The sequence below is a fragment of the Paenibacillus sp. ACRRY genome (assembly GCF_022346995.1).
GTDB lineage: Bacteria > Bacillota > Bacilli > Paenibacillales > Paenibacillaceae > Paenibacillus.
On the sequence record NZ_JAKRNM010000001.1, the window covers coordinates 1055030 to 1080690 of the forward strand.

The window sequence follows — 25661 nt, forward strand, 5'->3', positions numbered from 1 at the left end:
TTCTAGTTTTTCCACAGCTCTCTGAACTTGGTTTCCATGGCGTTAGCCACATCCTCAGGCGTTGTTTTCTGACCTGCGATGATTTCAGCAAACTTCGATTGCATAACATCCGACACTCCCGCCGGCCACATCTGATTGCTGAAATAAACGGAGTTTCCGGTTTGTTGATAGTTATCGTTAACTTCCTTGAACAATTCGTTCTCAAGCTGCACATCTTTGTACACGCTGATTGAACTGTTGGCTTCCACAAACGCATTGAAAAGATCTGATTCACCGTCGAAAAGGTAGTTCAGCACTTCTTTGGCAGCATCCAGGTTCGCCGATTTCGCGTTCAGAGCATACCCGGCTGACGTTGCCGCGGATACAAACACCGGCTGTCCAGACTCGTTACCCGGCAGTGAGGCAAATCCGCGTGTAAATTCAGCTGCACCCTTGGAGGTCATGGAAGCGTAGTCCCATGTTCCGGTTAAGGTCATGGCTGCTTTGCCATCGATGAACAACTGTGCAGATTGGGCACTTCCAATGCCAAGCGAGTTTTTAACCACATAGTTCTTATCATAGAGTTCTTTATATTTGGAGATCGTTTCGATCCACTTAGGATCAGTCAACGATTTCTCACCGTTTTGCAGCTTAACATCAAAATCCATCTCACCCGGATAGACAACGTTCGCAGCGATTGGATACATGCCGAATTGAATCATCCATGGGTCTTTATCGCCCATTGCTATTGGAGTTACGCCTGCAGCTTGCAGCTTTTGGCACAGTTCGAGGAAGGAGGACCAATCCCTCGGAAACTCGGTATACCCCACCTGTTCTAACAATTCCTTGTTGTAGTAAACACCCAGAAAATCAAGTCCTTCCGCTACTCCATACGGCTTGCCCTCGTAGGACATGTCTTCCTTCGCACCCTGACTGATATTATCCCAGAACGTCAGGTCAGACAGATCTGCAGCGAATCCTGCCTTCGCAAAATCATTAACGCCGCCAGCCGCATTCTTCGGAAAGATCCAGAAAATGTCCGGACCCTGTCCTGCTGCAAGCTTGGTTCGCACAGAAGTGTTGTACTGGTCGTCAGGCAGCTTCTGCACTTCCAGCGTGATATTCGGGAACTTTTCCTTGACGAGGCGCGGTAAGGTTTCCAGCTCAAAATCCTCTCCTTCAGAGGCCTTGTTTCCTGATAGCATCATTGTTAACGTAATGGCCTTCCCGGACTCCTCTGTTCCCCCATTGCTATTATCCGTTCCACTCTCTTCCGAGCTACCAGAGCTGCATGCACTCACGAAGATCATGAGAAGCACCAGCGTTAAGGACCAGAGTCGTTTTCTTTTTTTCATCTTGTCATTCCCCCAATTCATGTTTATTCTTGCTTTGTGCACATTCTCATCATAAGGCGCGCTCAAGTGCATTTGCTTTGGCTCGTTTGGTGCACTATTTTTAGATTTGACAATGGCGGGAGGAGCACGTATGATTCTGTTCAACATCAAAACTAAACTTTTTCTGGTCCTCGTCCTCGTGTCGATTGTGCCGATTATCGTTGTTTCTGTCAGTTCTTATCGAAGTTACACAAAGCTGGTGAACGAACAGACCTCACTCGTGACGTCGACAACCATCGGCAACTCGGTAAAAAGTATGGAAGAGATTTTGCAGAACATTGACCGAATATCCGTCACGTTACTTCAGCAATCCTCTAATGCAACCGCTTACAGCACAGTGAGTGACGAACTCATCAAATTAAACGGGACGAACGACCAGTATGAAATCTTCATGATCCGCAGCAAATTGAAATTAATCTTCGAAAACATCCTGCTTGGCTACAATTACATCAATGGGTTATACCTGTTCACGCCAGATGGCAAATGGATCAGCTATGGCAGCAGCGGCACCGACCTGAGCCTCGATTATATCGCTCTTCGCGATGAGTGGTACCTGGATACGATCCAGCGTAAAGGCGATCTATATATTGGTGAAGTCGGCGTCAAACCGTATATCATTAACGCGAAGGAATCAATAGGATTCTCCAGAGCCCTCTACGATCCAAACAATAATGAATTTCTTGGTGTGTTTATGCTGGATTGCAGTATGAACATCTTTGACGGACTGAACCGAAATCCGGCCCCAAGTCTGTCCAATCTGTATCTGGCAAATGATGCTGGCGAGATTCTCTATTCATCAGATGGAAGCAAGATGGGCACGCCTCTCTCTGCTTCTCTTGTTACGGCAACTCAGCAAGTCGCCAGTAATGCCCAGTACAAATCCATACAGGATAACATGATGACGGTGATTCAAAAGGTACCAGGACGCAATTGGAACGTGATCGCCAATATCTCCATGGATCGGCTGTATGAGGAATACAATATATCGCAGAAGCTCTTGTTCTATGTGGCTGTTAGCTGTGGAGTCATCTTCCTGCTGCTTTCCTTCTTTCTGTCGAACCTGATCACCAAACCCATCATTGAATTGACCAAAATGATGCGTAAAACCAAATCTCATCGATTCGCAACTATCAAACCTCAAGTGGCCAGGCAAGTCGATGAGATTGGCATTTTGTATCACGAGTTCAACAAAATGATGAAAGATATCGACACCCATATACGGGAGAGCTACCAGAATAAAATTCTCATGCTGGATTCACAGATGAAAGCGCTCGAAGCCCAGATTAACTCCCATTTTCTCTATAACACCTTGGAATCAATCAATAGTATCGCAGAGATCGAAGAAGTCGAGAGCATCGTGGTGATGACCAAGTCGCTCGGAGACATGTTCCGGTACAGTATCAAAACAGAAAGCGAATTGGTCATGCTCAGCGAGGAACTTAAACATGTCGAAAACTATATGGCCATCCAGCAAATCCGGTACGGTGACAAAATCAGTTTCGATCTTCATGTGGACCCGGACATACATGGCCGTCGCATGCTGAAACTGCTGCTGCAGCCCCTTGTGGAAAATGCCATTTATCACGGGCTTGAGAACAAACGCGGAAAAGGCTCCATCTCCATTACAGGCTTCTTTCAAGGTGACCGAATTGTATTTCAAATCAAGGACGATGGTATTGGCATGTCAGAGTCACAGGCGGAAGAGCTTCGACAACTGCTCCTGCAACCACCTGAGTTTGTCGCCGTTGGCCAGCGGCAGAAGCAAAGTATTGGCATCAAAAATGTGCATTCAAGAATTGCACTGTATTACGGAGAGGCCTACGGACTTTCCTTCGATACCGAGTTGAATAAGGGAACACAAATTACGATTGAGATTCCAGCCGATTGGGAAAAGAGGTGACCGAACGATGTACACGTTTATCATTGTGGATGACGAGCCGTTGATACGCAAAGGTCTGTTGAAAAAATTAGAGACTTTCGATCATACGCTTAAGCTTCTTGGCGAGGCGGATAACGGTGCAGATGCACTCGCTCTGATTGATTCATCCAAGCCGGATATTATCTTTACGGACATGCGCATGCCCGAGGTTGATGGCAAGCTGCTAATCAGAACGGTAAGGCAGCAATATCCGCGGATGAAGCTTATTGTCATTAGCGGCCATGCCGATTTTGATTACATGCAGGAGGCCATCTCAGCCAAGGTCGTCAATTACCTGCTGAAGCCTTTTAGCAGAGACGAGATTCACAGTACGCTCCACCAGGCCATCCATGCTATCGAACAGGAACGCTCCTTGGAGCGCGAGGTCATTCTGCGAACCGTCGAAACAGAACAGATGAATATTGATGCTGATACGCAGGCCTTCCTGAATGTTGTGCTGGCTCCCAATGCATCCAGCAAAAAGCCTGCGTTCCGTTCTGCAGAATTTGCTGCTATCTTCGCATCTGAGCAGTCTGTTCTAATGACGGTCTATAGCCCTCAACCGCTCTCGGCACAGCAGCTGCCTACATTTTCAAATGGTCTGTACATTCCTCATCCGCAATCGGAGCAGCTGCTGTTTTTCCTGATTTATGAGCAGGGATGTACAATTCATGAATTGCAGAAAAAGGCGCTTCAAACAGCAAACGTGATTTTGACGAAAGCGCAATCTGCAGACATCTGCATTGGGATCAGCTCGCCGCTCACAGGCATTGACGGTGTCCGAGAAGCGCACCACCAAACCATCCTTGCCTTAGATGAACGATCCATAACTGATTTTGGCAAGTGTTACGTGTATTCCGAGAGAAACATTCCGTTCAGTCCTCTGAAGTGGACTCGAATGTTTGAACTGCTGTTCTTCATTGAGAGCGGAAATTCACAGAAGGTTGACGAACTCATCACCGATTTTTTTGCCTTCTACATCCGGCAGCCTGACACCTTGCTTACTCATCTGAAGGAACAATGCAGGGAGATTATTACAGAAACTAAGCGACTGTTAAATGACTATCTTCAAAACGGGAGCAGCAATAATGCTTCCTCAAGTCTTGAGGCTGTTCTAAACGTCTCGTTTGATATGGAATGCATCCGGGAATACATGAGAAAGGTACTGACAGGAGCAGCACTTCTGCTGAAAGATGATAATCCCTACGCATCGGATCAGGTAATCGATAACGTCAAAAAGTATATAGATACTCATTTTGCCAAGGATTTAACGCTGGAATGGGTATCGTCACTGTTCTATCTAAACCCGAGTTACCTCAGCTATCTATTTAAAGAAAAGACCTCCGAAAACTTTACCGATTACGTGAATCGTCTACGCATCGGGCATGCCAAACACCTGTTAGCGAGTACGGACGACAAAATCTACCGTATTGCCAAACAGCTGGGTTACGATAATCCAAAGTACTTTTTCCGGGTATTTAAAAAAGTGACGGGTTGGACTCCAGAGGAATTCAGAAAACACCATAAATCCTTCTCCGCAAACAACAAGGAACCAGGCCATGTTTGATGGCCCAGTTCCTTGTTGTCGTAGTGCTGATTAATAGCTTAATGATCAAGTAATGTTGCAATCTGATCGTGAACTCGGACAATGACCGCAGCAAGTTGTGCGCGTGTCAGCGTGCTCTTAGGTTGCAGTAGTCCATTCGGCGAACCCTGGAATACACCGAGCTTGATGGCTGTTGCCATGGCTGGTCGGGTCACAGGTGTTAGCTGAGCCTGATCCTTGAAGTCTTCCAGCCAGGAATCCATTTCGGCTTCCGACAGCTCTGTATTTACCCCAGCCAATTTCAATGCTCTGACAAGTACCGCCGCCATGTTCTCTCTGGACATTGGAGCGTTAGGCTCGTATTGCCCTTCTTCCATCAAGTCATACTTCACGGCAGCTCGTAATACCGGATCAAACCATTTTTCATTGGATGCAGATGCTTCCGGCTCGATGCCTAACACATTCAGAGCGACCATTAACGTTTGGGCGGATGTTGTCGTTCCCTGCGGCTGCATGCGTTGATCCGAAACGCCATTGATCAGAAGCAAACTGCTTGCTTTAGCTATATCTCTGGCATACCAAGCCGATGAATCAACGTCAACAAAGCTGCGTGATGCCTGAATAGCTGCGTAGGTTCCTCCTTGATTAAGCAGCACGTTCCATACCTTGTTACCATTTGTATCCTGAGTCAAGACGCCGGGGACTGGAGTAAGTGCTCCTTCTTCTCCAATATATGCAATTGTTGTGGCGTCTGCAGCAACGTTAGCGTCAACCGGCAGAGTTGCGGTGAAGAATATACCTTGCTTAGTTTTAATGGTCACATTCCACGGCTCCCCGATTATCTTCACGCCCGATTTTTGAATGCGTTTTACCTTCTGTTGGTCCGTCTCACTTCCCTTTTCTACAGAGACGGCAGCAGCGGGATTCCCTCCCGAATCAATCTCGCCTTCATTCTCGGATTCTGATGCGGGTGTTTCGCCAGGAGTACCAACACTGCCCGAACCTGGCGAGCTTGGCGAACCAGGATTCGTTCCCGGATTCGTGCCTGGGTTTCCTGGATTAACCTCCGTATCTTTTACAGTGAACGATAATCCGTCGATTCGAAGATCTGGTTCATGGAACACCAAGTACAGATCATGCACACCACTCACGGCAGAAGAAATATCGACTTCTACCTCAGCGTATCCTAATTCCTTGACTGAGACGTTAGCGGTACTAATCTTGTAAGAGACAGGCTCTGTCACCGGTACATTCCATACAGCAAGTGGGACAGAGTCAGGCTTATCTGCATGTAATGAGATCGTTCCCCCTTGTGCATTGGATGCGACTGACGCTTTCACCTTCTGAGCACCTGTCAGATTGACCTTCGGTAAAGCAACCCACGATCCGTTTTGCTTCGAACGAACGGCATAGTAGCCTCCTACGATCGCTTTTGCTTTTAACTGGGCTGCAGTGCGTTCTTTGGACACTTCGTGATAGACGACTTCGTTGGAAGCAAATGCATGATCAAATACATTAATAGGCTCGGTGAGAGATAAAGTCGCCACAGACTTCCCAGTAATGTTTAATGATTTGGAAACTCGCACGTCCGCATCTGCCGCCGAAGTTCCAATCATAAAATCATAGCTTCCTTGCTCAACGATCCAATCGTTCCAATTCACATCCCATAATGCGAGCGTTTGTGGATCGACCTCAAGCTGCACTTCTTTCGTTTGACCTGGGTCGAGATGGACCTTATCAAATGCAGCCAATTTCTTTTTCGGCGCATGCGCACCGTAAGCGGAACTGCTGTTACGGGCGTACAACTGAACCACCTCGGACGTCTCAACTTCACCCGCATTCGTAACACGGACTGAAACCGTAAATGGCTCTTCCCCTGTAACCGAAGAAGGTACGTTCAACGAATCGTAGGTAAATTCCGAATAAGACAGTCCATAACCGAACGGATAGGTCACCTTGGCGTCTGTGTACATGTACGTCAACCCAGATTCAATGGGATCTGCATTTGTCATATCTACTGTGAAACGAGGGTCGATCGTGTCGAGACCAGATGCGTTACCTTCAGGCACGACGTAGGAATTAATCGCCGGAAAAGCATCCATGCCCGCATACCACGTGGACGACAAGCGGCCTGTCGGGGCGTATTCACCATACAGCACCTGGGCCAGTGCATACGAATCATATTGACCGCCGTACGGCTGATATACAACGGCGGATACATTTGGATTGTTTTGAATGCGTTCCATACTTACAGGAAAGCTCGATTTAACAACAACGATCGTTTTCTTACCTTCGGCTGCAAAGGCAGCAGATACATTATCAATTAGTGCATAATCAGCCTCACCCATATCCAGGCTTGAGCGATCATTGCCCTCGCCTGCACTGTGACGTGGTGGTGCTCCTACGAAAACGATCGCATAATCGTCTTCAGCAGCTCTTGCTGCGGCATCTTCGCCCGCACTTCTCACAATGCTCTTCTCAAATTTAGCCACGTCGGGGCGATTCGCAGCATTTTCTTTGGTTCCTAGCGGTGAAGGTGCAGTCACGAGCTTTCCGTCCCCATCTACTTGGATGAAGCGCCCATTGGCATAATACCAGTTGGTAAAGTCGCCGGAGAATCCAGTACGGTAGCCATTGGCAACAATAGATACGGATCCATCCTCATTGTTTTCCATTCGCAGCGTTGGCGGGATGGCACTCGTGTCTCCCATCATATCCGGAAGGCTCCAATCGTTATTTGTCAGATTCAGGCTCGTGCCATCCGTGTTACCCACCGCTGCATTATTGGTCGCAGGCGAAGTAATCCAACGTTGATTATGGAGTGACAGCAGACTCGCCCCCGCTTGACCCCAATCATATACACGGAACAAATGGGAAGAACTGTCCTCTGCTGGCGTATCCGAAGTCGTGATGAGCTGCGCTCCCTCCGTTCCGGCATTTGGACTGTACACATCTGCCGTAACGGTTTGTTGGTTGGCTTTGGAGGTTAGCATAATGACTTCACCTCCAGGGGCATAGTTTACGTTACTGCTTCCGTTCATTTTGATGATGGAACGCAGTGGAGATTCACCGGAGTTCTCCAGTTCGGGTGTTGCCCCGACTGAGTATGTCGTTTTGAAACGGGCATCGGCATACACGCCGGAGACAGCAGCACGATTTCCTTTGTCGAGTGGAAGCGTACTGTCATTTTTGAGCAACACAATACTTTCCTGAGCCGCACGAAGGGCAACTTCCTGATGGTCCAACTGGTTGTAGTCAGAAGGTGGAGATGTTCGTACGTCTCTCGCTTCACTCGCGAACGGATAATCTTTTGGAATGCCTTGCTCATCGGTTTCATTAAAAATTCCCAAACGCACAAGTTGGTTTACATGGGGTCTGGCCGCTTCAATAAGCTCTTCCTTGGTAATACCGTACTCTCCTTGTTCCACAAGGGCCACAAGGTCAGTCACATCGGCAGGAGTGGTACCTGAAGGCCGTCCCGCATTGGCTTTGGCAAGAGCCATGAGGACGGTTGCATGACCACGATCTACAGCATACCGATCATCGTACCCGTTCCCAAGTTGGTTTGCGTTAGATACAATGGCATCTCCATTAAAATCAGGTGAGCTGTATACGCCATATTTGGCGTTCATATTGGCTAATAGCTGCAGCGGAGAAAGGATATTAGGAATGCCGTTCGTCCGTCCATACGACGTCATCGTACCAGCTAACGCACCCGATTCGAAGCCCGGCAGAGCCGCTTTCGTTTGATACTCGAATAACGAACGTGCTCCCGCGCTGTTATTGGCGGTTTGTCTAAACCATTGTGCATTATAGACGGAATAATGCTTGGTTCCTACGGCAGCCCGCATCCAGAATCCATCCTCACTGGCCGGCTGGTCTACTCCGCTTAGACCGGTAGCCATCTTGTCAATCAGCACTCCCGCCATGTTCGGGTCCTCAGAGAATCCTTCATCGAAGCGGCCGCTGAGCGGATTAATCCGCATGTCACTGACAACCGTGAATGCAACGCTTAGAGATGCATCGTTACCCCCATGTATATTGGACTCGCCCTGTTTTACCTTCAGTTTACTGATTTTCTCACTGCCCATTACTTCTCCGATATCGGACAAAAGTTCCTTATTCCAACTCTGTCCCATGCCAATAAGCGCCGGAAAATCTGTCGATACCCCCTGAACGTTATCTGCAGCAGATAATGCGCCTGGAATCACCTTGCCCGCATTCGGTCCTTTCGTAAGGGTATAATGGTTACGAGAACCTGTAACATATACTGCTGGTCCTTCTAGTCCGGTGTAATCAAAATAGGTATCCACGAAAGAGTTTAAATGCTCCGGATTACCGTCAAACAAAGGCATACCATCAAACACGCCTCCTTGCTGAGTTTTGAACTCAACTTCGTTCGCAGCTGATACAGATGACGGTATAGTGGCCCATGAACCCATCATCAGACTCGCAATCGTTACCAATGAGAGCATCCTCTTACCCACTTTTTGTCTTAAAATCCTTGGCATGCGCTGTAACCCTCCCCGTATTTTGTAATCGCTTTCAGTTATCGATTATAAAGGGGCTCGCAGTGCATTTTGTTTGTGCGTTGAAGTACAGTATTTTTAGGTTAACGTCATACGGAGAAGCCAACACAAAAAAAGCCGCAAGTATGCGGCTGCAATCTCTTCGTTTAATTCTATAATGATCGTAGATCATCTCACATCCATTTTATATATTATACTGCCATCATTAATCATCATTTTTAATTTTCTTCAAGCAGACAACAGCTTTTCCGTTTACCCTACCTTCTCCCAGGTCACGAAGGGCCTGAGATGTTTCACTTAAAGCATATTCCCGATCAATACGTGGAGTAACCTGTCCTGATTCAACAAGTTCCTTCCATATGGTCTGGTCTCCATCGTTTGGTTTATGGATAAGAAGAGTTAATTTCTTGTTTTCCAGCCAAGAAACGAACGGACTCCATACGAAGTTAAGCAAGATATGCAGCATCGGGCCACCGATCATGACATAGGTGCCCCCCTTCACTAACGCTCGCTTCAACGCAAAAGCAGATCGGTTGCCGACTACATCAAGAATCAAATCATATCTTGCTCCACTCGCTGTGAAATCCTCTTTGGTATAATCCACGACGTGATCGGCGCCTAATTCAAGAAGCATATTCAGCTTCTCACCACGATCCACAGCGGTTACTTCTGCTCCCTGCAATTTGGCATATTGAATGGCGAACGTTCCAACTCCGCCTCCAGCTCCATTAATTAGAACATGTTCTCCCTTTAACAGGTTCCCATGATTCCTAATTCCTTGCAGAGCTAGAACGGCCGCTTGGGGAATGGATGCTGACTGCACATAAGTGATTTCCGCTGGCTTGGGAGTCAGCGCCTCCTCATTCGCACATACATACTCCGCGAACCCTCCCCAGCCACAGCCGGACAGATCTCCGAACACCTCATCTCCCGGTTTAAATCGTTTGGCAGCGGGTCCAACCTTGATCACCTTTCCTGCAATGTCTGCTCCAAGAATCGGGTAACGCGGGTGACGAAACGCACCGATACGGTTAATAAATGGTTTCCCGCGAAGGAGATCCCAATCCCAGGAATTAACCGAAGTCGCATGGACCTCGATCAATACTTCATTGTCCTTTGGCATCGGAACGTCTACCTCTTTTACTTGCAGGACCTCTGGCGTTCCGTAGGTATCGTAGACCACCGCGTTCATTACTGCTGCATTCATTTTTGGGGATATTCCGGTGTCAGTCATCCTTATTTCGCTCATGGGCATTCTCCATTCGATAGACAATGTGTTTCACCTTCAAACAACTGATACGCTCGGAAAAAAGTGTAGTTTCATTTTGAGGTTGCAGATGCCGATTTAATGTATAGATTGGAATTGAACCGTTTAGAACAGCTATTCCAGCTGGCTTGACTCTGGTATTGTACCAGGGTTTATCGTGATCCATAGCAGATATGGTTTTTCACGAACAGGGGGGAATAATAATGTTTATCGATCCATTTGATCAAGTATTTGAAATTATGAAGCAGTCTTTTCCCGAATCAGAGTACAGAGAATATGCGCACCAGAAGAGATTGCTGGCTAATTCACGTTATCAACTACTGACTGAGAAGAACGAGCAGAATGAAGTGATCGGCTTCCTCGCAGGATGGGAGTTCGAAAAATTCAGGTATATTGAGAATGTAGCCGTCTCTCCTGCCATTCGCGGTGGCGGCATCGGCAGACGGATGATGGAACGTTTCATTAAGAAGTCGGACAAACCCGTTGTATTGGAAGTTGAATTGCCTGAGGATGATCTGAAACGAAGAAGAATCGGTTTCTATAAACGACTGGGATTCCACTTGGAAGATTATGCGTATGTTCAGCCGCCTCTCCGTGAAGGGCAGCGTGCCTTGCCTCTTCAGATCATGAGTTATCCGGCCCCTTTGACTTCAAGTGAGTTTGAAACGGTTCGAAACGTATTGTATAAGGAAGTGTACGGCGTCTCCGACTCTTACGCGTACGCATTAAATAGATAAGTGCAGATAGAAGGGAAAACCATGAAAAACGATTATAAAATCAATGAAATCGCAAAGCTCTACGGCATAGGTGTTGATGCGCTACGTTATTATGAGAAATTGGGATTACTGTCTCCTGTACGGGATAGCAACGGATATCGCCTCTATCGTCTTCAAGATATGTATAAATTGAACATCATCCGTGACCTGCGTCAGCTGGACTTCCCCATGCAGCAGATCAAAACGTATCTGGATGATCAACGTGTTGAAAATACGCTTGAATTGTTGTTCAAGGAACAAGAGCTGATCCAGGCGCAGGTTGCCAAGCTTGAAATGACGCAGCAGATCATTCAGAGCAGAATCAAGGTACTGACCGAAGCGATGCAGATCGAGACGGGCGTTTTCACGATCAAAACTTACTCTGATAGACCATGCTTGCAATTAAATACACGGATTACCAGGGATGAAGAAATGGATTATGCCATTAAGAAGCTGCACCAGAAACATAAAAGTCACGTGTTGGATTTTGGAAATCAGTTGTACGGGGCATCAGTTTCTCTTGAAGACTTGAAGCAAGGTGTAAAAGATATATTTAATTCGGTCTTCTTTATATTTAATCCGGATGAAGCAGAACGAATTGATCCTGATTATTCGCTGCCTGCTGGTGATTATTTGTCACTCTACTATCGGGGTCATTATCGTCAAAGTCACGAGAAAATGCTGGACGTTATGACGTATGCAAACGAACAAGGGCTGAACATATCCGGAGATCCTTTTGAAATTTATGAAATTGATAATCGGGATACCATCGTTTCCGATCAATTCTTGACGGAAATCCAGGTGAGAGTCATAGCCGGATAAAAATAGGTAAAGAAACAAATAAGCCGATCCGATAATGGATCAGCTTATTTGCTTATCTCATCCGTTAAGCACGCTTGTTCTCAACAGATTTCATGCGGTTTTGATCATCATCCTGCCGGTCATGACTGAATTCTTGCCCGGCTTCTACTTCACCTTGACCTGAAACGCTTCGGGCAAAATTGGTGAACTGCCTTTTATGCTCGTCCAGCTCGTGTTTCTGTTTAAGAAGTTCCTGTGGATCCTGATTCGTCATCTGCTAACCCTCCTACACCATCAAAATAGTCTCCACATTATGAGTTTTGCTGATGTTTGGATTCATCTTGAATTTCTTCACGGAATCCGGAAATGCTATGTTTACGGCGCTCATTTTTTTCCTCAATCTGACCTTTTTCCCGAGCCGGAATTTCATCACCGAATTCTTCGAGATAATCCTCTGCTTCCCGGTAATTTTCGATCGTGTTTTGAACCGCATTTTGCAAATGCTGCACGTTGTCTTCACGGTTATCCGGTTTGCTCATACATCTCACCTCCCCAAAAATGGAATCAGTGCTGTTTATTCGCACTACAGAAGTGTTCCATAAGAGAGCGAAGCTTATGCATGGAATTCAATCTCCTTTCCTTCGATAATACAATGGCGAATGGCCTGTGACCGCTTTGAATACACGACCGAAATGGGTTACACTCCCGAACCCTACCTTCCTCGCAATCAAATTGACCTTGAGGTTTGAGCTCTCGAGCTGCTTTTTTGCTTCCTTGATCCGCACACTATTGACGTATTCCACAAAAGCGAATCCTGTCGCTTCTTTGAAGGAACGACTCAAATAATAAGGACTGATATAGAACTTATCTGCCAGCAAATGAAGCGATAGTTCCTCCATGTAATGGTCGTTAATATAACGGACAATCTCTGAAATTCGCTCATGCATGGGACTCGGTGATACCAGCGGTTCCGCATCATGCTGCCTGAATTGTCTACAGCACATGATAAGCAGCTGCACGGCAAGTGTCTGGGCATACAATTCGAAGCCGCTTCCGCGCTCTTTCATCTCCTGCATAATGGCTCTTGTATGCAAATCTATCAGCTCTCTACTGCGCAGGGAACCTTTCAAAATCAAATAATCCCGCTCCAGCATCGGCTGAAGCACTTCTTCATGGGAACCGTCTGCGGAAAAATACTGTGCATGCATGTTAATAATAAGCCTCTCATGCTTCGGCCGTTCCGCATTGGTTGTGCGATGCAGAACGTCTGGAGCAATGATGACCACATCGCCCTCGGCGATGGTAATGGTCCGGTCCTGAATAAAAAACTCCCGCTCCCCTGACATCAGTACATAAATTTCATACGTGCTGTGAAAATGGCTTACCGGCATGTGATGGCTTAATGCTTTCCGGTGAGATACCAGAAATGTATTCTCCGAATTCTCAAAATATAGGTTCCCCATTAAAGTGTGTGCTCCCTTCCGTTCCGTCCTGGATGTTTATATTATATCGCAAGAAATAAGAAGAAATAGGCAGATTCCGCAAATCATGTACATAATCCGGTGATAAAATGGGAGTACAACCAACCAAGGAGGAAGGATACATGCAAACCACCTCATCTACCACGACGCCAATTCAATGGGCGTTAAAAGCCTGTGAAGCAATTATGGATAAATTCGAGCCGGAACATCTTCCGCCAGACCGATTCCATTATCATCAGGGTGTCTTTTTATCTGGGATGGAGAAATGTTGGCGACAAACTGGAGAACAAAAGCTCTATGATTACATGAAAGGCTGGGTCGATAGTCAGATCCTGGAGGATGGCAGCATCAAAAAGTATAAGTCTGACGAACTCGACGACATCCAGCCCGGTGTTCTTCTCTTCACTCTCTACGAGCAGACGGGAGATGAACGGTATAAACAAGCGCTGCACACCTTAGTTCCTCTTCTGAAGTCCTGGCCGACCAATGCCTCAGGCGGATTCTGGCACAAGGGACATTATCCGAACCAAATGTGGTTGGACGGTTTATATATGTCTGGACCCATCGCGGTGCAATTCGCCAAAACATTTGGTGAGAGCGATTACATCGATATGATGACCTATCAGGCACTGCTTATGGAAAAGCATACAAAAGATCCTGTCACTGGCCTGCTCTACCACGGATGGGATGAAACAAAAGAAGCCAAATGGGCCGATCCTGTTACGGGCCTTGCTCCGGAATTCTGGGGCCGTGCTATAGGCTGGTATCCGGTCGCACTGCTTGAAATGTTCGAATACATGCCAGAGGATCATCCGGACAAAGACAAACTCGTAACCATCGTACAGGACCTGCTGATTGCTCTGACGAATTACCAGGACCCTGCTACCGGATTATGGTATCAAGTCATCGACAAAGGGGATCATCCGGATAACTGGCATGAGAATTCCTGTACGGCACTCTTTGCACATGCCATTGCCAAAGCCGTTCGATTCGGCTATCTGGACCCTAAATATTTGCAGTATGCATGGAAAGGTTATCAAGGCGTAATTGACACACTTCAGTTTGACGAGAACGGGAACGTTATCATCGGTAATATCTGTATTGGCACGGGAATCGGCGACTATGATCACTATATTGCTCGACCAACCAGCGAAAACGATCTGCACGGGGCCGGTGCCTTCATACTCATGTGCGTAGAAATGAATCTGGCGGCAAAATAGGTTGAACGCCAAGAAGACAGGGACATAATCTCTGTCTTCTTTATTTTCTTCTTGTTCTCTGAAGAATGAAAACCATGACGATATTAAGCGGTTCTCCGTGTACGTTTCCAAAAAGCTCTGGACGATGCTCTACGGGACATTATATTTGCCGATAACAACATGCCCATAATGACAATAATACCGCCGACCATTTGAGAAATCAGCAGTTCCTGACCAACCATGACGGATAGAATTGCAGTGAATATAGGCATCAAATTCATTGTAATACTGGCTTTCCCTGGTCCAAGCTCCTTAACGCCCTGGTTCCAGAATAGAAATGAGCCGATGGAAGGGAATAATCCCAGATATATAATTCCGGTTATTCCGAAAGTCGTGATGTTCTCCATATGCAGCGGCTGGAAGAATAACAACGGAATCATACATATAACACCGATGAATGCTGTAAAAGCAACGAACGTAATTGGCGGGAGATGTTGTCCTCTTTTGCCCACTATCGAATAGACCGCCCATAAAAACACCGCCAGCAGCATAATGCCGTCTCCTTGGTTATAATGCGTACTGAATAACCCAAGTAAATGGCCTTTCGTTAGCACAGTCAGGACACCGAGGAACGATAATACCAACCCTGCGCCCTGCCATCCTGTTATTTTTTCTTTCAGGAAAACCAGAGACAACACGATCATCACGGCTGGAGTTAGACTGTTAATCAAGCTGCCGTTTGTAGACGATGTGTGCTGTAATGCCGTGTATGTGAGAAGTGTGTAGGACACAACACCTACCAGGGATAAGAATAACAGAATGCCCCAGTTATTCTTCCATACTTTCAGCCAGTTTGGTTTCTCCACCAGCTGCGCGAGCGGAATCAATACAATTGCCGCAATCACCCATCTTAGAAAAGATGCCCAGATCGGCGGAAAGTCGGATGTTACGGCCTTTCCAAACATCAGGTTTCCTGCCCAGAATAAATTAGCCAAAATCAAAAATAACCAAGCTCTTACTTTCATATCATCTTCCTCCTATCCGCTTGTGTTCTAGATTCCGGCATCTAAAGTGTGATGTGTCAATGGAATCAGATACGTTTAGTTACAGCTCCTCTGTTTCTGCTTTGCTATAAACATGATACAATACAGTCAAATATAAATAAAATGAATATAACTTATGAGGGAGTTACCAAATTTGATATGAACAAATCTCTTCTGCAGTTAATCGTTACGATATCGGAGACCCGCAGTTTTACACTCGCCAGTGAAAAAATGAACATGACACAGCCCGCAGTCAGCCGTGCAGTCACAACTCTGGAGCGCGATCTCGGAGTTACGCTTCTTATCCGAGACCGTCGTCGCGGTGTTGCACTCACACCGATCGGTGAACGTATGGTCCGGATTTTCCGGGAAATCCTGCAAGGTTATGAGAAAATTGATCAAGAAATCTCGAGTGAAAAAGGATTGGAGATTGGCTCCGTCCGTATTGGTGCTTTCCCTGTAGCTTCGTCCTACTTTGTCCCAAAACTGATCCGTTACATGAAGCAGCAATACCCCAACCTGGAATTCAGTATCATGGAAGGCACGATTGCGGAGGTACAGGATTGGTTGGATAATCGACAGATTGATGTAGGCCTGCTCATTCCTTCCGAAGAGACGACAGATTCGTTCCCTCTGTATCGTGAAGGCATATATGCTGTCATGAGAGATGATCATCCTTTAACAGCGAAAGACATCATTCACCCTGAAGATCTGCGGGAGGAGCCCATGCTTCTCTGGAAAGCCGGGTATGAGCCGCCTGTCCTGAAGTGGTTTGAAAGTGCCGGAGTCACGCCACAAGTCGAATACATCCTTTACAATTACAGAACGTCACTTCAGATGATTCTGGCTGGCGAAGGATTGGCTGTCATGTCCGAGTTGTCCCTCCTGGATTTGCCGCCGGGCATCTGTCTGAAACGCCTGTCACCAGAAGCCTATCGGGATATTCATGTTGCCACGAGTCCGGAGAATGAACGTACCCTTGCCGTAAATGCCTTTATTAACGCTGCTCAAACCTTATTTCCATTTGAAACGGATCGGAAGCCTTTGATTGTCGTTTGAGATTAAAATAATTTTAAAAGCATTAAAAAAGGGCCGCTAGATTTAGCGACCTTTTGTTGTATCTATGTTTATGTCTTGCCAACAAGCTTAAGTATTAGTGAATATCTTTCTTTTTGAAGCTGCCGCCCTTCACTTCTGCTACATCATACACGACAACAAAAGCATTCGGGTCAATTTCATGAATAATCTCTTTAATTTTGCTCTCTTCCATACGGTTGATTACACAAGTGATTTCTTTGAACTGTTCATTGGAGTATCCGCCATAAGCATCCGTATAGGTTGCTCCACGACCTAATCGGTCACGAATGGTTTCGACCATGATTTCGGGTTGATTGGTGATAATTTTAAACGTTTTGGAACCGCTCAAGCCTTCTTCAACGATATGAATCACTTTAGAAGCGATGAAATAAGCTAGCCCCGACAAAATGGCCCCTTGCAAACCAAATACAGATGATACGACGATAAATACAAACATGTTTAGGAACAAGATTAGATCACTGGTACCAAAAGGAACTTTTCGTGAAAGCAGTACAGCAAGCATATCTATTCCGTCCAAAGCCCCGCCGTTACGAAGTGCAAGACCCATACCGAAACCGATGATAATCCCGCCGACAACGGTAACCAGCAGTGTGTCCCCTTCAATAATTGTAGGTACATGGTGCATCAGACTGGTACTTACTGCGAGTGAGGCAATACCGATAATGGAATAGAGAGCGAAACTTTTACCTATTTGCTTATATCCCAGCCACACAAAAGGAATGTTGATTATTCCAATTAGCATCCCCAGTGGCAATCCAAACAATTGTGAACCAACGATACTCAGACCCGTCACACCACCGTCCGAGACATTGTTGGGGATCAAAATGGCTTCAAGACCGTATGCCGTAATAAAAGCCCCGATGATGATCAATAATACTTTTGAAAAAATTCTTGCCTTATTCGATTTTGTTTTCTTTCTTTGATGCATTCAATTTCCTCCTTGGATAAGAACTCATAAAATATAGTTTATATTAATAATCACCAATTTGACAAATTTTTCGCATGTATTATGACTGTTAGTATTGCTTTTTTTCGTTCCTGTTACCCATTGAATCCCTCCACAAACCTTAAAAGTAAAGTCCTGAAAATATAAAAAAAGACACAAAAAAGCCGCTATATCAGCGACTTAAGGCGTGACGCATTTTATAACCACATACACTCAACTACTTGTCATTAAGTCCTTTCCCATCAAGGATATGCGGGATGTACTTTTCGACTCTCGACTCTCGGGTCTTGGATTGTTTGGGTGAGGAGAAATGCATAATATAAGCTCTTTGACGTCCTGGTGTCAGCTCTTCAAAAGCTGTTTTTAGATCGGGTAATTCAACGAATTTGTTGGCTAACTCCTCAGGTATGGTATACTCGTCATGCTTTTTAAGCTCAACTTGCAGACCCGCTTTCTCAATTTGTACGGCTTCCTCAATATAATCTTGGATGATCAGCTGCATTTCTTGAATCGTCTGAGCATTGGTGAACCGAATCTGACGTGCCGCCTGCACATTCTCCGTTTGCTGAATCAGGATCCCATGAGGGTCTTTTAGCAACGCACCTTTGTGAAACAACAGGGCACAATACTCCTTGAATCCATGGATCAGAACGATATTTTTACCGTCCAATGTGTAACAGGGATGCATCCACTTAAAATCTTCAGTCAGCCCGCAATCCAGAACGATCTCTCGCAGCAGCTCGAATTCTTCTTTCCAATTCTTCAGCTTGTTGAAATAGGGATCAATTTTTGTATTTCTTTCACCTTTTAACATCAATGTCCCTCCTTTGATTATGCCAAAAGCTTTTCAAGCTCATCGCACCATTTACTCCAGCCATATTTAGCACCAGCCAGTGCTTGAGGGTTGGAAATTCCGGTTTGCTCCAGGTGAAGGTTTACTTTACCGTTTCCTAAGTCATGTAATGTCCAGGTAACCGTATGTTTCTCCCCGCTTTCCCAGGTATAGGACAAGCGATGTGGTTCTTCCACGATTAGGACTTCTCCTTCAATAATTCCGTTCCAGTACTCTGTAGCTTGCGTACGGAATTGAAAACGGTGCCCAACGACTGGTTTGAAATTATTGTCCATCCCTTGACCGGTATGAATGTTGGCCACCCACTTGGCAAGCTTGCTAGAATCCGTTAAGGCTGACCAGAGCTTCTCGACCGAAGTCGTGTACTGATAATCCAGTTCCAATGTTAAACTCATTCTTCTTCCTCCTTTAATAGTTGGTCCAAGCGCATCATATTTATACTCCAGAACTTGCTGTAGAAAGCCACCCAATCTTGAACTTCTTGTAATGGTGAAGCATTCAGCCTATACCTCGTTTCCCTGCCGACTTTTCGGTCAACGACCAGATTCGCCTCTTTAAGAATGGTCAGGTGCTTGGATACCGCTGTCCGTCCCATCTCAAATTGTGAGGTCAACTCGTGAAGCGGTACTTCCTCTGCTTCGGTTAACATCTGCATCAACCGGCGCCTGGTTGGATCTGCAATGGCATCAAATACATCACGTGATCTTTGGTTCTCACTCACACCACTTCCCTCCAATCTGCTGTATCAGAACATGGATGATACGGAGGATTTGTTTGTAATGTCACTTTATATTTCTGTGAAATGTCCTAATCAGACACCTTTTGGTGTCGAATTGATTATATGACACCAAATGGTGTCGTGTCAACAACATCTGAAAATTAACCTGTGAGTGGCTTTTTTCTCGGTTCACAGCAAATTTCCAAATAAAAAACACCTCTTACGAGGTGTTTTTACGTTTCTCCAGTTAGTCAATGGGTCTTTATAAAAGGAAAGTCTATGTTCTGAACGACGTTTATTGATAATTGCTCCCAGCAGTATTTACGCTACGACTTTCAATTCTTTATTTCTGATTTGATAAGAATGGTATACACTATTCCTCCAAAGAATAAACCGACTGTTAGTCCGTTCGCAGAAGAATATACCACGTGGAAAAGATCACTGTGATAGAAGACCAGCATGACATTCAGAGCATACTTAACTACAAAGTTAAGCAGGACAATCACCAGAGGAAGATAACTTGTCTTCTTATAAAAGGTTGTATTCTTGATATAAAATGCTTGAAAGTTTTTGTTCAGGACATATCCAATCAGAAAGCCAGGAACGATAAAGATAACATAACTCGTTAAGGTTAGACCGATATGAGAGAATGATGTCGTTATGGTCCACAGACCCCATATCATGAATATTAATGGGGCAACAAACATCTTGGCCAAGTTAACCGCTCTTTCCTGTGAATTTTTTACGCCCAGTATAAATAAAGCCACTAAGAGCATCCATACCCAGGTTGGTGTGTTTACAATAATCTGTTGGACTGTGATGTTCATTATATTTCCTCCTATTGTCATCTCATGCACTTATGCAATGAAGTTTTTTTGAACTTATAATTCAATAGTAAAGAATTTTATGATACCCCACATCCACATAGCGATTGATTCTGGTCTTGCAATAGCTCTATCTAGAGATATACATGTCACCAGTCAACCTGACTTTTGTCATAAAATCAAGAAAGACCGGCTGAACTCTCGCCGGTCTTTCTATATATTGCTTTACTTCACTGGTCACTCTACCATACCTGTTCGGATTGCCAAAACGACAGCTTGGGTACGATCTTCAACTTCAAGTTTTTGGAGAATTCGATGGATATGAGTTTTGACTGTACCTTGGGAAATGTATAGAATTTCAGCAATTTCAGAATTACGGCGGCCGTAAGACATTTGTTGCAGCACGTTTAACTCGCGTTCTGTCAGCAAATCTGACGAATTCGTTACTTGCCCTGATTGTATGGGTTTTCCATCACTATAGATAGCTTCAGCCAGTGCTTTGCTGGCCGTTGGTGTCCTGAAGATCGCATTCCCTTGAAATGCCCAGCGTATACCTTCAAGGATTTCCTTCATATCCGTGTCCTTTAACAAGTAACCTACTGCGCCAGCTCGTATACCTTCGATAACATAGGTTTGCACATCAAAGGTGGTTAAGAGCACTATTTTAATTTTTGAATTATCATGCAGAATTTTTTGAGTTGCTTCAAGCCCCGATGAATGCGGCATCTGAATATCCATTAATACAATATCGGGATTCATTTTCATTGAAATGTGGTAAGCTTCGTTGCCATCGCTCGCTTCCCCCACGCATTCCATATCACTCTGAGAATCTATGATGTATTTTAACCCTTGTCGGACAAAAAGCTGATCATCAGCAAGTACAATCCGAATTACATCTTTCATAAACATTACTCCTTCTCTTCCACAATAGCCATACGTTCAACAGGGAGCATAACTTTTACACGAAAACCATGAGGCTCGACTGATGAAATAGAAACACTTCCACCCCACTCTTCACATCGCTTTATGATTCCATTCAACCCATAACCCAAATGTCCCGCTCCTCCCTTTTCAGTTGTTCCATTATCTGTGACTGTAAGTTGTATTCTGTCACCAGCTTCATCAATATCAATCCAGGCCTGATCTGCATCTGAATGACGAAGGATATTGGTTAACGATTCTTGTAGAACTCGATATAGCACAATACTCGTTTCAATTGGCCATTCGGATAACTCCGAGTTTTGATTGAATTTGAACTGCACGGAAGATCTACCTTGTGTTTGAGAGACCAGGCCTTTGAGTGCAACGATTCCCAGGCCCATTTCGTCATTGGTCCATTCCTTGACAGCTACTCGTACTTCGGCCATGGCTTGACGTGCAATGCCAAGTAACTGGTTGATGGAATCCGAAGCCTTTTCAGGTTCCGCTACATGCATAATCTGTAGCGCCTGTAATTGTACAATTAGAGATGTTAATTGATGGCCGAGTCCATCGTGAATTTCTCTTGCAAGTCTTGTCCTTTCTTCTAACGCTGCATAACGTATCGAATGTACAGTCGCTTCCTGAAGCTCCTTATGAGCTACCTCCAGCTCCTGATGTGCTCTATCTAGTTCTTTAAGATGAAGAGTTGTCAGTAGATGAGCATCTCTTCTGATTTTGATACTTCGAGCAACGAGCATCACGCCAAGCAGTCCTAAGATCGTACTCAAAGACAACGTATTTACCCAAGCAATACAAGATAACGTAATTAAGCCCATAATCAGCGAAACACGGGGATACACTCGGTTCATCATCAGGATAATAAAGTAAAGCGGCCATAGTAATGTGATATGTGGTGAGTCAAAAACATAGTGGAGAACTAGAATAATCGAGATGATCATCATTGAAACAACATAATACTTCACTTCATTCCACCACGTTGTCTCTGCCCAAATTAAGACCATGTACAGCAGCAATACAAGAAACCCACCAATTAAGCTGATGGGAGCCTGATTGATATATTCATAATAATAGGATAATGCCAAGAGCAAAGTTCCAAGTATACGAATCAAATTGATGTATAATTTCTCTTCCTTCAAAGTAGATGCCACGGAAAACCTCCCCATCTAATGAATTGTCCAGCAATTAGATACTATACGTTAAGCTCAATACTCAGGACAAGAGTGTTGATTCCATAAAACCGAACAGCCTATAAAATTTCGGCATCCATGGGCTTCAACCCATTCCCCTGTTCAAGTGCCTACATACAATACCTTAGACTAATGAACAGGAGTGATGATACATGACATTTTTACCTCCCTTTGGACCTGGTGGTGGGTTTGGTGGACCAGGTGGACCTGGAGGTCCTGGTGGAATTTTCGGACCGGGTGGACCGGGTGGTCCAGGAGGCCCATCAGGTCCTCCCCCGTTCACCGGAGGTGGAGGCGGTGGACCTCAAGGTGTGCAGCCCCCTCCCGGACCGCCGCCTTCATTTGTTCCACAGCAGTCGCCTTCATTGTTTGCAGTAGATCCAAGAGCAATCTCCGGGTGTCTGTTCCGCTACACATATATTTGGCCGAATCGCGGTCCCGGTTTCTGGATGTACCCGGTATTTGTCGGCAGAAATTCGGTAGCCGGCTTCCGCTGGACTGGATTCTTCTGGGTGTACAGCGGCATTGACTTGCAGCGGATCAGCTCATTTAGCTGTTTCTAATACTTAAACACCCTGATTGTGGTTGTTTCCACAATCAGGGTGTTTTACATTGACCAGGGTCTTGCTACTTGTTGATAGACTCCAAAGAACTCTTCATTTTACTAATCGACCAGAGCGCGATCGGGAACCCAATGCCGAAGATCATGGCATAGTAAGGCCAAATCTGATTTATTTCAATGATATATGAAACGTTTGGCCAGATAAAATCAGCCATGGCCAACATGATCAGTATCAAAGGAACGAATAGTGAATTCATGCTTCGAAGACGAAAAGCTTCTGCAAGTCCTTGTGCTGAAACATATAGAAGCAATGCAAGTCGAAAGAAAATCGTAACGAACCAAACAATGGCAAGGATGATTTCAAATCGCTGAAGAAACTCACCAATACTAATCGTCCGATCAATAAAAAAAGTAGGGAACGTCAAGTCCGCCACGACACCAGCGCTGATCACAGCGATGATCTGCATAACCATGAAAAAGTACATAGCTCCACTAATTAGAGCACTTACGATCACCGATTTTCTCCACTTTTTCGGATCAGGGAAGTGATGGGCAAAGAAAAGAAACAATACCGCCTCCAGATAAGGAAAAGCAAACAGATTAATGGATGCGAGAACGACAGGCTTCAGTCCGTTTTCCAAAACAGGAAGAAGGTTTTTGAAATCTGCATCCGAAAAGAGTGTGATCCTAACCAACAAGTATAGGGCCAGAAGAAAAAAGATAAGAATCTCCGCACAACGCCCGATGACAACCGGACCCGAGCGAACGGCAAAATAGACAGCTAGGAGCATAATAAAATATATGGCATCATAAGGAGTTTCGGGCATTATTGAGGTCGTGACAAAGTCTCCCAGATTTCGAAGGGTCATGATGCACTCCAAAAAGGGAAAGGCAAATATAAAAATGATGCTTATGGTCCCGCCCAAGGGACCAAAGACATTTCGGAGATACTCAACGAAGGTTCTACCCTTCATTTGCCTGACGATGGAAGTGTATAACGGTATCAAAAGCAAATGAAAAGCCAGGGAAATCGGAACGGAAAGCCAGGCATCCTGTTTAGCAACTGAAGTTATCGCAGCTGGAAGCACCAAATATGCACTTCCGATCTGATACAACACAAACCATGTGATGGCTTGTCGAACAGTTAATTTGCTACCCACTCCCGTCCCCCCCTTTAAGATAAAATACTAGCAATGTACTGGCTTACCGGTTGAAAAATCATCCGGATACCCGCTAACGGACTCGGCAGTTCAGCGTGTACGATGTTCAGAACGATCAATATCGCCCCTGCAGTGAACAATATGGAGCTAACCACCATTTCGCGCACATGATGCTTCTCCTTCAATTGACGAAACTCATAAAACATGGTCAGGATCGAGATGATAAGTACCGCATACAGCATATACATTCACTCCTAATGTTGCGGTTCAGAGTCGATGGGATTGGTAATTTTCCCAACCCGGTTTAAATGGAAATGGATATCTAGCTTTACCTCAAGTTTTTGAAATTTCTGCTTCCAATCCGCTCTCCATTGATGCCACTGACGAGGGAATTTTTGATGAAAGGCTTCCCCGAATCCGAATATGTCGGAGCCAATCTGCTGCGCTTTTTCGATACCTTCCTTCAGGATCTGTTCTTGTTCTTCTCTGGCTGCTGCCTGAAACTCATTAAATGTCTTCTCATCCTTTAGGTCAGCATCACATGAAACCTCTCCGATGTTCGCTTCTGTTTCCACGACAAGAGAGATACTCGGTTCATTCTCTTTTATTTCCGGATGAATCCTGACGTTGTTACGTATGATTTCAAAAGCAAATTCCCCTTCTGAGTTTGGGCATCCGATGGAGGCTACAGAACTGGAAACACGGTTCGATATGTAGGTAAACGCCTTGCTTTTGGATTCTTCTATCCAGCCGATCAGACGGTCTCCCTGAAAGACACCAATGCCTGTAAATAAATAATTCGCATGTTGTGGTGACTTCGTCACATTATCCACGTTCAATCCTTTGTCTAGATTGTTCAGTCGAATGCCAGTCAAGACCGGCTCAATGCCATCTTTCTTTAGACGCTGCAGAAGGTCTTTGACATTGACCGCGGAAGTGGGCGCCCATGTCTTTTCAGACACATTTAGAGCTTTATACATATCCATTGCAGGCAAAACCTCGGTTGGAGCCACAAACGTAACCGCATCCTTAGCCGAACTGCCTCTGACAACCGCCAAATGAAAATCAGGCCGCACTTCATGATCACGGAACAGAAAATCCAGCGGCTTTTTGATTCCCTTTTTTGCTGTATCTTCGTCAAAGATTACAAACTTTAGATGAGACAGATACATCTTCCGTGATGATTCCGTCGTGAGTTTTCGGAGGGCTTCAAACAGCGTATTTGCACGGCTAGAAAAAACGATTGTAGGTGACCGTTCCATCGCCCGATTACGAGACATTTGAGAGGGATCAACCACTTGCAGACTGATCTCATATTGGCCATCTACGGTATCAATACCCATAGCCATCACGACGGATATTTCGTTTAACTCCTTACTATTCCAACAACCCGTAACAATGACCATAAGCATGATGCACACTAGCAATGTAGACATGGTGGATCGGTACGAGTTCATTG

24 protein-coding genes are annotated in these 25661 nt (G+C 45.3%); 7 read left to right on the forward strand and 17 right to left on the reverse strand.

The window, feature by feature from the left end; all coding sequences use genetic code 11:
• Window positions 1–2 precede the first annotated feature (2 nt).
• Window positions 3–1334 (reverse strand): ABC transporter substrate-binding protein, encoded by a 1332-nt coding sequence (locus tag MH144_RS04475; protein ID WP_239297852.1) that lies wholly within the window; start codon window positions 1332–1334, stop codon window positions 3–5.
• Window positions 1335–1464: 130 nt separating this feature from the next.
• Between MH144_RS04475 and MH144_RS04480 the strand changes: the two genes are divergently transcribed.
• On the forward strand, window positions 1465–3273 hold the full coding sequence (locus MH144_RS04480; protein ID WP_239297853.1) for a sensor histidine kinase: 1809 nt from the start codon (window positions 1465–1467) through the stop codon (window positions 3271–3273).
• A gap of 7 nt (window positions 3274–3280) precedes the next feature.
• Complete coding sequence (locus MH144_RS04485) at window positions 3281–4858, forward strand: response regulator transcription factor (RefSeq protein ID WP_239297854.1); 1578 nt, start codon at window positions 3281–3283, stop codon at window positions 4856–4858.
• 38 nt (window positions 4859–4896) lie between these two features.
• Here MH144_RS04485 and MH144_RS04490 read toward each other — a convergent pair whose 3' ends face one another.
• Entirely contained in the window at window positions 4897–9348 is a 4452-nt protein-coding gene (locus tag MH144_RS04490; RefSeq protein WP_239297855.1) for a glycoside hydrolase family 3 C-terminal domain-containing protein, read from the reverse strand.
• Between the two features lie 223 nt (window positions 9349–9571).
• A complete protein-coding gene (locus MH144_RS04495; protein ID WP_239297856.1) occupies window positions 9572–10615 on the reverse strand; it encodes an NAD(P)-dependent alcohol dehydrogenase in 1044 nt (347 codons plus the stop codon).
• Between the two features lie 221 nt (window positions 10616–10836).
• On the opposite strand from MH144_RS04495, the gene MH144_RS04500 reads away from it, so the two are divergent.
• Both MH144_RS04500 and MH144_RS04505 read left to right on the forward strand, forming a co-directional pair.
• Window positions 10837–11370: a GNAT family N-acetyltransferase gene (locus MH144_RS04500; protein WP_239297857.1), complete on the forward strand. Its 534-nt coding sequence runs from the start codon at window positions 10837–10839 to the stop codon at window positions 11368–11370.
• Window positions 11371–11391: 21 nt separating this feature from the next.
• Window positions 11392–12210 carry a MerR family transcriptional regulator gene (locus MH144_RS04505; protein WP_239297858.1) on the forward strand — a complete coding sequence of 273 codons (819 nt, stop codon included), beginning with the start codon at window positions 11392–11394 and terminating at the stop codon, window positions 12208–12210.
• A 64-nt stretch (window positions 12211–12274) separates the two neighbouring features.
• On the opposite strand, the gene MH144_RS04510 is transcribed toward MH144_RS04505, so the two are convergent.
• The 3 genes from MH144_RS04510 to MH144_RS04520 all read right to left on the reverse strand — a co-directional run bounded on the left by MH144_RS04510 (window position 12275) and on the right by MH144_RS04520 (window position 13652).
• Window positions 12275–12463 carry a hypothetical protein gene (locus MH144_RS04510; protein WP_110822176.1) on the reverse strand — a complete coding sequence of 63 codons (189 nt, stop codon included), beginning with the start codon at window positions 12461–12463 and terminating at the stop codon, window positions 12275–12277.
• A gap of 37 nt (window positions 12464–12500) precedes the next feature.
• The gene (gene tlp / locus MH144_RS04515; RefSeq protein ID WP_095358074.1) at window positions 12501–12728 is read right to left on the reverse strand and encodes a small acid-soluble spore protein Tlp; all 228 of its coding nucleotides are present in this window, start codon (window positions 12726–12728) and stop codon (window positions 12501–12503) included.
• 87 nt (window positions 12729–12815) lie between these two features.
• Window positions 12816–13652 carry an AraC family transcriptional regulator gene (locus MH144_RS04520; protein ID WP_239297859.1) on the reverse strand — a complete coding sequence of 279 codons (837 nt, stop codon included), beginning with the start codon at window positions 13650–13652 and terminating at the stop codon, window positions 12816–12818.
• Between the two features lie 140 nt (window positions 13653–13792).
• On the opposite strand from MH144_RS04520, the gene MH144_RS04525 reads away from it, so the two are divergent.
• Entirely contained in the window at window positions 13793–14890 is a 1098-nt protein-coding gene (locus MH144_RS04525; protein WP_239297860.1) for a glycoside hydrolase family 88/105 protein, read from the forward strand.
• Window positions 14891–14973: 83 nt separating this feature from the next.
• Here the strand turns inward: MH144_RS04525 and MH144_RS04530 are convergent, their stop codons facing one another.
• Complete coding sequence (locus tag MH144_RS04530; RefSeq protein ID WP_239297861.1) at window positions 14974–15894, reverse strand: DMT family transporter; 921 nt, start codon at window positions 15892–15894, stop codon at window positions 14974–14976.
• A 177-nt stretch (window positions 15895–16071) separates the two neighbouring features.
• On the opposite strand from MH144_RS04530, the gene MH144_RS04535 reads away from it, so the two are divergent.
• Window positions 16072–16971, forward strand: a complete 900-nt coding sequence (locus MH144_RS04535) for a LysR family transcriptional regulator (protein ID WP_239297862.1) — start codon at window positions 16072–16074, stop codon at window positions 16969–16971.
• A 94-nt stretch (window positions 16972–17065) separates the two neighbouring features.
• Here MH144_RS04535 and MH144_RS04540 read toward each other — a convergent pair whose 3' ends face one another.
• From MH144_RS04540 to MH144_RS04570, 7 genes are all read right to left on the reverse strand, one after another.
• Window positions 17066–17938, reverse strand: coding sequence for a YitT family protein (locus MH144_RS04540; RefSeq protein WP_193722328.1), 873 nt, complete (start codon window positions 17936–17938; stop codon window positions 17066–17068).
• Between the two features lie 235 nt (window positions 17939–18173).
• The gene (locus MH144_RS04545) at window positions 18174–18770 is read right to left on the reverse strand and encodes a YdeI/OmpD-associated family protein (RefSeq protein WP_239297863.1); all 597 of its coding nucleotides are present in this window, start codon (window positions 18768–18770) and stop codon (window positions 18174–18176) included.
• Between the two features lie 17 nt (window positions 18771–18787).
• Complete coding sequence (locus MH144_RS04550; RefSeq protein WP_239297864.1) at window positions 18788–19204, reverse strand: SRPBCC family protein; 417 nt, start codon at window positions 19202–19204, stop codon at window positions 18788–18790.
• Window positions 19201–19530: a metalloregulator ArsR/SmtB family transcription factor gene (locus MH144_RS04555; RefSeq protein ID WP_239297865.1), complete on the reverse strand. Its 330-nt coding sequence runs from the start codon at window positions 19528–19530 to the stop codon at window positions 19201–19203. Before MH144_RS04555 ends, MH144_RS04550 begins: the two co-directional genes overlap by 4 nt.
• 332 nt (window positions 19531–19862) lie before the next feature.
• A complete protein-coding gene (locus MH144_RS04560) occupies window positions 19863–20354 on the reverse strand; it encodes a DUF6622 family protein (protein WP_239297866.1) in 492 nt (163 codons plus the stop codon).
• A gap of 234 nt (window positions 20355–20588) precedes the next feature.
• On the reverse strand, window positions 20589–21254 hold the full coding sequence (locus tag MH144_RS04565) for a response regulator transcription factor (protein WP_239297867.1): 666 nt from the start codon (window positions 21252–21254) through the stop codon (window positions 20589–20591).
• A 5-nt stretch (window positions 21255–21259) separates the two neighbouring features.
• Window positions 21260–22441: a sensor histidine kinase gene (locus tag MH144_RS04570; RefSeq protein ID WP_239297868.1), complete on the reverse strand. Its 1182-nt coding sequence runs from the start codon at window positions 22439–22441 to the stop codon at window positions 21260–21262.
• A 191-nt stretch (window positions 22442–22632) separates the two neighbouring features.
• On the opposite strand from MH144_RS04570, the gene MH144_RS04575 reads away from it, so the two are divergent.
• Window positions 22633–23043: a collagen-like protein gene (locus tag MH144_RS04575; protein WP_239297869.1), complete on the forward strand. Its 411-nt coding sequence runs from the start codon at window positions 22633–22635 to the stop codon at window positions 23041–23043.
• 64 nt (window positions 23044–23107) lie between these two features.
• Here MH144_RS04575 and MH144_RS04580 read toward each other — a convergent pair whose 3' ends face one another.
• The 3 genes from MH144_RS04580 to MH144_RS04590 are packed head-to-tail and all read right to left on the reverse strand — an operon-like array spanning window position 23108 to window position 25659.
• Window positions 23108–24202 carry a GerAB/ArcD/ProY family transporter gene (locus MH144_RS04580; RefSeq protein WP_239297870.1) on the reverse strand — a complete coding sequence of 365 codons (1095 nt, stop codon included), beginning with the start codon at window positions 24200–24202 and terminating at the stop codon, window positions 23108–23110.
• Window positions 24203–24216: 14 nt separating this feature from the next.
• Window positions 24217–24444, reverse strand: a complete 228-nt coding sequence (locus MH144_RS04585; protein ID WP_239297871.1) for a hypothetical protein — start codon at window positions 24442–24444, stop codon at window positions 24217–24219.
• A 12-nt stretch (window positions 24445–24456) separates the two neighbouring features.
• Window positions 24457–25659 (reverse strand): Ger(x)C family spore germination protein, encoded by a 1203-nt coding sequence (locus tag MH144_RS04590; RefSeq protein WP_239297872.1) that lies wholly within the window; start codon window positions 25657–25659, stop codon window positions 24457–24459.
• Window positions 25660–25661: the final 2 nt, after the last annotated feature.